Here is a 7,590-nt window from a genome sequence, read left to right as displayed (position 1 = left end):
TCAACAGCAGCATTCAACGCTTCTCGATCCTGAACTCGCCCTGTCCGGCGGACTTGCTATGAGCCGCTGGCCTCAACTCACCCTGACAGACAGGGCGGCCGCGTCACGCACCCACACGCGGGCCGACATGGGTTGGCTGCAGAAGCTGACCGAGCGGCTACGCGACGACCCGGACATCCGTCCGCACCTGCGCCTGATGGCCAGTCCCGCTGTGCTGCTGTACGGTGGCCGCGCCATCCTTGCGGTGGGGCCGGGGGCAGGCAGCTCCGTACGCGCTACAGCGGCCGTACGCCTCGTGCTGAGTGCGGCACGGGTGGCCACCTCAAGAACCGAACTGGTGCAGGCGGTCCGGGAGATACCCGGTGCTACGCCGGACAAGGCTGGTCGGTTGGTCGAAGACCTGTTGGCGCAGGGATTCCTCATCTCCGAGTTGAGCCCGGCACCGACCTGCGGCGATCCGATGACGCGGTTGCGCAGGTCCCTGGAGGCAACCCCTTCGGAACGGGCACACGCCGTCGCCCGGCAACTGGCCGGGCTGGTCGACGAGCTGGCCAGGTGGGACGAGTTGCCCCTCGACCGGAAGGCGGACCACCTGCAGCCTCTGCAGCACCGGATGGTCGATGTGGACCCTGCCGTGACCGCTGTGGGCGCCGGCACGGGAAGGGGCGGCGTCAACGGTGGTGGGGCGCGGAAGCTCCTACAGACCGACACCGCCCTCTCGTTCCGGTCCACCGGACTGCACGCCTCGGTGGCAGCCGAAGCGGCCGAGGCCGCTGGCCTGCTCCTACGCCTGGGTCACCTGCCGGAGGGAATGCCACACCTGGGGGAGTACCGGCGAAGGTTCGAGGGCCGGTACGGGCCGCACCGCCGAGTCCCGCTGCTAGAGCTTCTCGACCCCGCGACCGGGCTCGGACCGCCGTCCTCCCACGGCGGCGCGGGCAGGCCCAGGCGCGGTCCGCGTGACCAGCTCCTCCTCGACCTCGCCGTGTCAGCCAACCGGGAGGGCCGCCGAGTGGTGGAGCTGGACGACGAGCTCCTTGCCCGTCTGGCCACGTCTGATCCTGGCCCCGAGCACATTCCGCCGTCACTCGAGTTGTCCTTCTTCGTCGCCGCCGCCTCGTCGGCCGCCATCGACCGTGGGGACTTCCAGATCGTCGTCGGCCCCAGCGTCGGCGCGTCCGCCGCTGGCCGCGGCCTGGGCAGGTTCGCCGGTCTTCTCGGGCCCCCCGCTGGGGAGGCGCTGGCTGAACTCGCGCGCATCGAGCAGGCGTACGACCCCAGCACGCTCATTGCAGAGGTCGTCTATTCGCCCGATCCCCCACGCTCCGCGAACGTGGCGCTGAGGCCCGCTGTCCGGCGACACGAGATCCTCGTCGATGCATGGCCCGGCGTTCCGGCCGAGGGCGTGATACCAGTGCGCGAGCTGGTCGTCGGCCTGAGGGACGGGCGCTTCGTGGTCGGTTGGCCTGCGGGGGGAGCCGAGGTCGTCGGGGTCCAAGGGCACATGCTCAACACCCGGCGGGCGTCGGCCGCAGTCCGGTTCCTGGTCGATGTCGCCCACGACGGCCGCTGCCAGTTGACCGCCTTCTCCTGGGGACCGGCGGCTGGACTGGCCTACCTGCCAAGGGTCCAGCGCCACCGGATCGTCCTGGCTCCCGCCCAGTGGCGGCTCGACCCGGCCACCGCCAACGGGTCCGGCCCCGACGACGACTTCGGGCCAGCGCTCTCGACATGGCGGACCACATGGGATGTACCCCGCCACGTCTACCTGACGGTGGCCGACAACCGGCTGCTTCTCGACCTCGACGACGTACGGGACGTCGAGCTGCTTCGAGAGGAACTCAGGGCGGGTGTCCCCGGTGGGTCCGCGATGCTCCAGGAAGCGCTGCCCGGACCGGAGCACGCCTGGCTGCCGGGAACCGACGGCGGCCACATGTGCGAGGTGGTGGCCCCTCTCGTCCGCCGTGGCGGGGGGCGCCCAGGTGGCGACACACTGTCCGTCACCAAGGTCGTCGACCCGGTGGAACGGCTGCGCCCACCGGGCAGCGACTGGCTGTACCTGAAGCTCTACTGCGACCCGCATCGAGAGGAGGACCTAATCGGTGGACCCGTACGCACCTTCGCCGAGCACGCCACCCGGTCCGGCCTCGCGGACGGCTGGTTCTTCGTCCGCTACGCGGACCCGGAGTGCCACGTCCGCCTCCGCTTCCATGGAGATCCAGCTGCGCTCACCGGCCCGCTGATGGAGCAGGTCTGTGCCTGGGCCGGCGGACTGACGGCCGAAGGCATCTGCGGGAAGTTCTCGTTCGAGACGTACGAGCGTGAAATCGAGAGGTACGGGGGCGAGGCCGGGATGGCGGCGGCAGAGCGTCTGTTCATGGCCGACAGCCCGGGCGTCGCCGAGATGCTGCAGGCCCACGTCGAAGGCCGGCTCGGCACAGACCTGCTGGAGCTGGCCGTGGTCAGCATTGATGACCTCCTGGCCTGCCTGGGCCTGTCCCGGGAAGAACGAGCCACCTTCTCCTACGGCGGTCCACCTTCCTCCCACCCCGGCGGCTTCGAATACCGCAGACGGCAACGTGCCCTGCGCCAGGCGCTAGGAGCCGCCCCACCCACCGACGACGAAGTGTCCCGGCTGCTCAACGCCCGACGGCCAGCACTCGAGTCCGCCATCGCCCAGCTCACCGCCCTGCACCGCGACGGCAATCTGTGGCGGTCCCGAGAGGCACTGTGCCACAGCTACGTGCACCTGCACGTGAACCGCCTCCTCGGGACGGACACCTCGGGCGAGGCAATGGCCCTGGAGTTGCTCCGCCGCACCCATGCCGGCCTCGTGCGGGCGCCTCTGACTCCTGCGGTGCCGCGGCCCGGTGCTGTCGCGGACAGTACTGCAACGGCAGTTGGTCACGGGTAGCCGCGCCGTCGGTAGTGGCAGGTGCGGGCTCGGTATTGGACAGGCTGATGTGGGCGTACCAGGGCTGCCAGTCGCGCACCTGGTACTGGTCCAGGCCGGCTCCGTTCTTGAAAAGCCGATGAGAGTGTGGCTATCTGTTCAGCCCGGACCCGCCGCGTCGCTGCCGGGGAGCATCGCGCTGCCCAGCCAGTCAGGTCAGGCGTTGGTGGGCGGGTGGAGGATGTCGACATGACCACGACCGTGTCTCGTCCTGGCATCGGCCTACTGACCCTCGAACGCGGGCCCGGCGATCTCTCCGTATGGCGACCCCAACAGCCGGTCACGAGCTCGGCCTACCGCGCCCCGATCGCGGTCAACATCCTGCTCGACGGCGTCGACGACCTCGACCACGTCGATCTGCCAATGATCGCCCGCGTGCTCGACGACATCGATCACTACCTGGTGGCAGGGCTTCGCTTCGTGCACGCCACGATGCTGACCGATCCGGCCTGGTTCGGCTTGGCCGAGGACGAGCTCGATCCCTACCGGGAAGTCCCTGCCGAGGAGCTTCCGCTGGACAACCCGCAGCTCAACTTCTACACCGACAGCGAATGGATCCTGCACTTCCAGGAGGGGCGCTTTGCCGTCTGCGACCCCTACGGCCTGGCTGTGATATTCGATCAGCACCGGCCGGTACGGCTGGAAGACCTGAGCGACGCCGAGGAAATCGACTGATTCGCAGAGCATCCGCTGTCGTATCGTGCCGGCATGATCGACGAGCCGATTGATCCGGACGATCGCCCCGAGTGGCTGGTCGAGCAGGGGCGGGTGGACGAGGCGATCACGGTTCTCGAAGCCCGGGCCAGCGGCGGGGACTGGCTGGACGTGGAACGCCTGACCGATCTGCTGATGGAGCATGGCCGCGTCGAGGAGGCGGAGGCGCGTTGGCGGGCGGCCATCGAGGCCGGTCTGCCTCGGGCGTACGGCGGCCTCGCGAACCTGCTGGCGGATGCGGGCCGGACCGACGAGGCAATCGCCGGGTGGCGGGCGGCGGTGGAGGCGGGTGAGCCAGAAGCCCGGGCCCGTCTCGCCGCGTTGCTCGCCAGGACCGGCCGGATCGACGAGGCCATCGGCGAGTACCAGACGGCGATCGCGGCTGGTGACGCGGCGGCGGGCGTCCGGCTGGCCAAGGTGTATGCCCGGGCGGGCCAGCTGGACGAGGCGGTCCGCGCCTATCGGTCAGCGATCGGCGGGGAGGGTGTTTCTCGATGGCCGCTGGGCGCGCTGTTGGAGAAGCTGGGCCGCGCCGACGAGGCGGTAGCCGCTTACCAGGCTGCCGTTGACGCGGGCGAGGGGCACGTTCGCGTGCGGCTGCTGGCGGCCCAGGGCCGCTTGGAGGAGGCGACTCAGCTCGTCCGCGACACGCTGGCCGAGCCGGGTCACAACTCTTCGTACCGGCAGCTTGGCTGGCTGTTGACCGAACAGCGGCGCTTCGAGGAAATCGAGGCCGAGGCACTGCTGCTCAAGGACGACAACATGGTAGGGCTGTCGTATCTTCTCGCCGGCGCCAAGCAGTCCGCGAACTACCACGAGAACTGTCCAGCCGACTGCAAGGGCAGCACCCGGGTGGTGCGACACCTCCCAGGGACGCGGGGATGAGGTGCGGCGGGCCCTGAGCCGGGCGGGACGTGGACGAGCGGGGACGTGCCGTATCACCAGCGGCATACATGTCCTGGCCCCGCGGCAGATGTCGACTCGACCGCTGGTGGGCGATCGTCGGAGCCGACCGTTTCGACGACCCGACGGAGATGCCATGCCCACGTACACCCGGTCCCGCCTGCCTGACGCTGCTGGCCTTGCCTGCGTCGCCGCCCTGGCGATCGCACTCACTCGGGCCGCCCTGCCGGCAGCTGACGGCTACACGAAGGGTTTCGCCCCCTGGTGGGTTCCCGCGGTCGGCGCCCTGTTCGGCGTCGGTGCCGCGCTGGCCATGCGGCGGCGGCCCGGTTCGGTCCGGATACCACGCCTGGCGGTGCTGGCCACCGCGTGGTCGGCACTCGTCCTGCTGATCTGGTCGGCCGGCGGCATTGTCTTCGACGCGCTGCGGGCGCTGGCAGTACTCGGTGTGCCAGGGCTGCCACCGGTCGTCGACTGGCCGGGGTTCATGGCTCGCGCCGCAGCGCTCGCGGCCGGGGCACTGCTGGCCGCAGCCGCCCTCCGCCATGCCAGGGCCACCGGCGCAAACCGCGCCCCGAAGGTCTGGCCCGGCTATGCGGCAGCCGCACTGGTCCTGCCGTACCCGGCCCTGAAGGTCTACTGGGCGATGGGTGGCGAGTTGGCGCGGCAGGCGGTGGGCTCGGTTTCTCTCGAGGGCTTCCCCGTCATGGAGCTGGTCGTCTTCGGGGTAGCCGGCGGGATCGCCCTTGCGCTGGTACAGCCGTGGGGTCGGTTCCTGCCACGCTGGATGCTGCTTGCCGCCGGCTGGACCGCGACCGGTGTGCTGCTCAGCATGGGGGCGCTGGCCGGGCTCGGCGCCCTGGCGCAGGCGATGGGCGTGGTCGACGGCCCGGTACGGTTCACCGACGGCGGGTGGATTGTGGCCTTCGTGTACGGAACCTGGCTGCTGCTCGGTCTCGCTTTCGGCGCCGCCACGCTCGGATACCAGTGGCGCGCCCAGCCGGCACCCGCGCCGTCCGCCCCCCTGTCGACGGCTGCCTAGGCTGGGGGCATGGCGCGCTGGACGGGGCGAGAGGGCCCGCTGCTGTCGGTGCTGGTCAGCGTCCCGGTTGCGGCCTTGTCGCTGGTCATGGCGTTCGTGTCGCTGCCGGTCGGCCCGGCCGTACCGCTCGGGTTGGGGGTGCTGGGCGCGCATACGGCGCTGCTGGCCCGGCGGGCAGCGCCGCGGGCCGCATTTGGTGTGGTGTGTGTCGCGTTGGCGGTGCAGGCCGCCGTCAGCGGACTGTTCCTGATCATGCCCTCGGTGCTGGTCTTCCCGTTCGCCATCTACTCCCTGGGGGTCTACGCGAGTCGACGCTTTGCCGCAGCTGGCCTGGCCGTGGCGGCCGTCGCCGCGGTTCTGGCCGCTCTGCGCCTCGTCAACGATCCCAGCGTGACGGCGGCTGGACTCCGACCGAACCCGTTCCTGGTATGCGGCTTGTTGGTCGCGGTCGTCGTCGCGGCGTGGATCCTCGGCCTTTACCGCCGCACCCAACTGGCCTACCTCTCGTTGCTCGAGGAGCGGACTCGGCAGGCCGCAGCCGAACAGAAAGAGCGCGCCCGGCGGGCGGTCATCGAGGAGCGGAACCGGATCGCCCGGGACATGCACGACGTTGTCGCGCACTCACTCTCCGTCATTATGAGTCAGGCGAAGGGTGGACAGTTCCTGGTCCGCAGCCAGCCAGAGCGGGCGGCGGAGATACTGGCGACCATCGAGAACGCGGGCCGGCTCGCCCTGACGGACATGCGCGGGCTGCTCGGCGTACTGAGGTCCGCCGAGTCGGACAGCGAAAGCCGGGAGCCCCAGCCGGGGCTGCGGGATCTGCCGCAGCTTCTTGACCGTGTACGGGCCGCGGGCCTGCCGGTCAGCCACCACGAACACGGCGCCGCGCGGCCCGTCACCCCCGGCGCCGAACTGGCGATCTTCCGTACCGTGCAGGAGGCGCTCACCAACACCGTCAAACACGCCGGCTCGGACAGCCGGGCGGTGGTTACGGTGAGCTGGACAGTCGACGGCCTCTCCGTGACGGTCCGCGACCGGGGCAACCGGGACGACGCTGCGGCCGGGACCGGCCACGGCCTGATCGGCATGCGGGAACGGATCGCCGCAGCAGGGGGGTCGATCTCGGCGGGTCCGGCTGACGGCGGCTTCCTGGTGATCGCCCGACTGCCGTACGCGGCGCCGGCGGACGAGGCAGTCGCATGACCATCCGGATGTTCCTCGTCGACGACCAGGACCTGGTACGCGCCGGCGCAGCGATGATGATCGACGCGCAGGACGACATGACCGTGGTCGGCCAGGCGGCCGACGGGGCGCAGGCGCTCCAGGCGCTCGCCGTCACCGCCGCCGACATCGTGCTGATGGACGTCCGGATGCCCCGCGTCGACGGCGTGGCGGCAACCCGTCAACTCCTCGCCGGTGCCGGGCCGAGGCCCAAGGTCATTGTCCTCACCACGTTCGACCTGGACGAGTACGCCTTCGCGGCGCTGCGCGCCGGCGCCAGCGGTTTCCTGCTCAAGGATGCCCCGGCGGCCGAGATGCTCGCCGGCATCCGCGCGGTCCACAACGGAGACGCGGTCATCGCGCCCTCGACCACCCGGCGGTTGCTCGACCGCGTCAGCGTGCACCTACCCGCCTCGCCGTGCGGGCCGGACCCGGCGGCGACCCTCACCCCACGGGAGCATGAAGTGTTGCTCCACGTCGCGCGAGGATCTTCGAACGCCGAGATCGCGTCCCGGCTGTTCCTGAGTGCGGGGACAGTGAAGATCCACGTGAGTCGGATCCTGGCCAAGCTCGGCCTGCGCGACCGGGTGCACCTGGTCATCTGGGCATACGAGCACCGGCTCGTCCACCCCGACGCGTGACCCGACAGCCCTGCCACGAAGCCCACCGAACCAGCCGTCCGCGCCTGAGCGGTAGCTGATCGATCGTCTGATCCGCGAACACGATCCGCTGCGGCGGCGAGAACAGCCGCGTCCGG

At 70.5% G+C, this 7,590-nt stretch carries 6 protein-coding genes; all 6 read left to right on the top strand.

Annotated elements, in window-relative coordinates:
- The first annotated feature begins 40 nt into the window (after window positions 1-40).
- The 6 genes from ACZ6O2_RS29350 (at window position 41) to ACZ6O2_RS29325 (ending at window position 7,474) form a co-directional block, all read left to right on the top strand.
- A complete protein-coding gene (locus tag ACZ6O2_RS29350; RefSeq protein WP_466025115.1) occupies window positions 41-2,914 on the top strand; it encodes a lantibiotic dehydratase in 2,874 nt (957 codons plus the stop codon).
- A 228-nt stretch (window positions 2,915-3,142) separates the two neighbouring features.
- The gene (locus ACZ6O2_RS29345; protein WP_466025113.1) at window positions 3,143-3,628 is read left to right on the top strand and encodes a hypothetical protein; all 486 of its coding nucleotides are present in this window, start codon (window positions 3,143-3,145) and stop codon (window positions 3,626-3,628) included.
- Between the two features lie 33 nt (window positions 3,629-3,661).
- Complete coding sequence (locus ACZ6O2_RS29340; protein ID WP_466025112.1) at window positions 3,662-4,552, top strand: tetratricopeptide repeat protein; 891 nt, start codon at window positions 3,662-3,664, stop codon at window positions 4,550-4,552.
- Between the two features lie 154 nt (window positions 4,553-4,706).
- Window positions 4,707-5,612, top strand: a complete 906-nt coding sequence (locus ACZ6O2_RS29335; protein ID WP_466025111.1) for a hypothetical protein — start codon at window positions 4,707-4,709, stop codon at window positions 5,610-5,612.
- A gap of 9 nt (window positions 5,613-5,621) precedes the next feature.
- A complete protein-coding gene (locus ACZ6O2_RS29330; protein WP_466025110.1) occupies window positions 5,622-6,815 on the top strand; it encodes a sensor histidine kinase in 1,194 nt (397 codons plus the stop codon).
- Window positions 6,812-7,474 carry a response regulator gene (locus tag ACZ6O2_RS29325; RefSeq protein ID WP_466025109.1) on the top strand — a complete coding sequence of 221 codons (663 nt, stop codon included), beginning with the start codon at window positions 6,812-6,814 and terminating at the stop codon, window positions 7,472-7,474. Before ACZ6O2_RS29330 ends, ACZ6O2_RS29325 begins: the two co-directional genes overlap by 4 nt.
- Window positions 7,475-7,590 lie beyond the last annotated feature (116 nt).

The organism is Micromonospora sp. NPDC048040 (assembly GCF_055587185.1).
Note: the sequence above shows the minus strand (reverse complement) of the source record. Positions and strands in the feature narration are given on the sequence as shown.

Bases quoted from the DNA above. Each gene is read 5' to 3' on its own strand.
- ACZ6O2_RS29325 (WP_466025109.1), top strand. From the start codon at position 6,812: ATGACCATCCGGATGTTCCTCGTCGACGACCAGGACCTGGTACGCGCC.
- ACZ6O2_RS29330 (WP_466025110.1), top strand. From the start codon at position 5,622: ATGGCGCGCTGGACGGGGCGAGAGGGCCCGCTGCTGTCGGTGCTGGTC.
- ACZ6O2_RS29335 (WP_466025111.1), top strand. From the start codon at position 4,707: ATGCCCACGTACACCCGGTCCCGCCTGCCTGACGCTGCTGGCCTTGCC.
- ACZ6O2_RS29340 (WP_466025112.1), top strand. From the start codon at position 3,662: ATGATCGACGAGCCGATTGATCCGGACGATCGCCCCGAGTGGCTGGTC.
- ACZ6O2_RS29345 (WP_466025113.1), top strand. From the start codon at position 3,143: ATGACCACGACCGTGTCTCGTCCTGGCATCGGCCTACTGACCCTCGAA.